This is a genomic window from Mycoplasma sp. HU2014, assembly GCF_001199495.1.
GTDB lineage: Bacteria > Bacillota_I > Bacilli_A > Mycoplasmatales > Mycoplasmataceae > Mycoplasma.
Map to the genome: position 1 here is coordinate 1 of NZ_LFYS01000055.1, position 1,730 is coordinate 1,730.

The 1,730-nt window shown below is 24.2% G+C and carries 1 protein-coding gene and 4 pseudogenes; 4 read left to right on the forward strand and 1 reads right to left on the reverse strand.

The window, feature by feature from the left end:
- Positions 1-384: pseudogene (locus tag AB668_RS03285) on the reverse strand (IS1634 family transposase); the annotation flags it as partial.
- A 127-nt stretch (positions 385-511) separates the two neighbouring features.
- On the opposite strand from AB668_RS03285, the pseudogene AB668_RS05290 reads away from it, so the two are divergent.
- The 4 genes and pseudogenes from AB668_RS05290 to AB668_RS03290 form a co-directional block, all read left to right on the forward strand.
- A pseudogene (locus AB668_RS05290) lies at positions 512-802 on the forward strand (DNA adenine methylase); the annotation flags it as partial.
- A 14-nt stretch (positions 803-816) separates the two neighbouring features.
- On the forward strand, positions 817-936 hold the full coding sequence (locus AB668_RS05930; RefSeq protein ID WP_235443339.1) for a type II restriction endonuclease: 120 nt from the start codon (positions 817-819) through the stop codon (positions 934-936).
- Positions 937-989: 53 nt separating this feature from the next.
- A pseudogene (locus AB668_RS06105) lies at positions 990-1,250 on the forward strand (DpnII family type II restriction endonuclease).
- Positions 1,251-1,452: 202 nt separating this feature from the next.
- Positions 1,453-1,730, forward strand: a pseudogene (locus tag AB668_RS03290) (IS1634 family transposase); the annotation flags it as partial.

The window sequence follows — 1,730 nt, forward strand, 5'->3', positions numbered from 1 at the left end:
AACATCTTTTAGTGTTGTTGATCTTGTAGTTGAACAATTATCAAAAATATCGAAATAATCAAAGAGTTTTTCAATAATCTCGTAACCTTTATATCTTTCTATAACCTCTTTTTTCAATGATTTTTTCTCTTTGAAAATTTCATCTAATTTTGTTTTAGCTTGTTCTTTTGTTCAAGATAGTGGGAAGTTTGCAATAACTGCTTTAATCACAGTTAGTGGATCATCATGATATTCTTTCAATTCATGTAAATAACCATAACCAAATCTGAATTCAAACCCCTTGTTATCTCTTCTTGGCACCCCAATTGATAAATATTCACCCTTCTTAACTCTTGCTATTGATGTTCTTCATTGTCTTTTTGTATCTTTTCTTGACTTTTTCATATTTCTATTATATCATATTTAAGCATAAAAGTATAGATATTTATATTTTTTTGTAAAAAATATAGCTACTAAAAACGTGCTGTTTTTGTAACTAAGTGGGAAACGTAGGAAAAATGCAGAAAGTGGTGATTTTGTTTATTTTGATCCACCTTATGATAACTATGAAGAACAAAAAAACTTCACTTCATATAGTAAAGATGGATTTTCTAAACAAGATCAAACTAGACTTGCTGAACTTTTTAAAGAACTAGACAAAAGGAATGTTAAAGTAATGCTAAGTAATCATGACACAAAATTTATAAGAGAATTATATGATGGTTTTGAGATAATAGCAGTAGAAGCCAGAAGAAACATTAACTCTAACGCTTCAAAAAGAGGTTATGTTAAAGAAGTTATAATAAGGAATTATTCTGACTAAATATCGAGGTAAATGTGAAAAAACTAGATTTTAAAGATTGAATTAATAATTTACAAAATACAATAGTAAACTGAGAATATTTTGTAGATTTTGAAAAGGTATTTCAAAAAGCTCAAGATTATAAAAAGAATTAGAATTATTAAGTTCTTTAATCGGTTCAAAAGATATAGAAAATGATTTTAAAAATTTAATAGACAAACATCCAAAAGTTATAAATTGCTTACCTATTCTAATAGCAATAAGAACTACTTAAAAAGAAAATAAAATACTAATAAGAGAAAATAAAGATAATATTTTCGAATTGGAATTTAATACTGAACAATATTTATCAAAAGATAAATATTTAAAATTCTTTATAAACACTGGGTTAATTAAAATATTTGAAGATAAGCGTATTACAAATTTACATGATTACATTAAAAAATTCCCAATTTTGGACACTATATAATTTTAATAATTTACTAAAAAATTCTTATTTTCGTCCATTAAATACATTAAAATATCTAAAAAATTAAATTTTCTTAAATCTAGAGCTAAAAAAGCTCTATTTTTTGTTCCAATTTTATTTAAAAAAAGCTTAAAAAACTAAAAATAGGTGGTAAAATAAATATATATGTATAGTGTTTAACACATAAAAAAGGAGATATAAAATGGCCATTCCTAAAGACATATTAGAAATTCCAAGACCATCTAGTACCAGAGTAAAAGCAACCACAAAAGAAGGTATTTATAATGTTATACAAAGAACATCAATAAGAAAAAATGGAAAGATTATTCCTGTTGAAAAAGGAGTTATTGGAAAGATTATCAATGGTGTTTATCAAAGTATTGAAAAACAAACATATGAAGTAGACGTTAAATCATATGGTTTATTTGCACTAAATGAAAAATTAAACAATCATATCTTTAGAGAACTTTTAAATTTTTA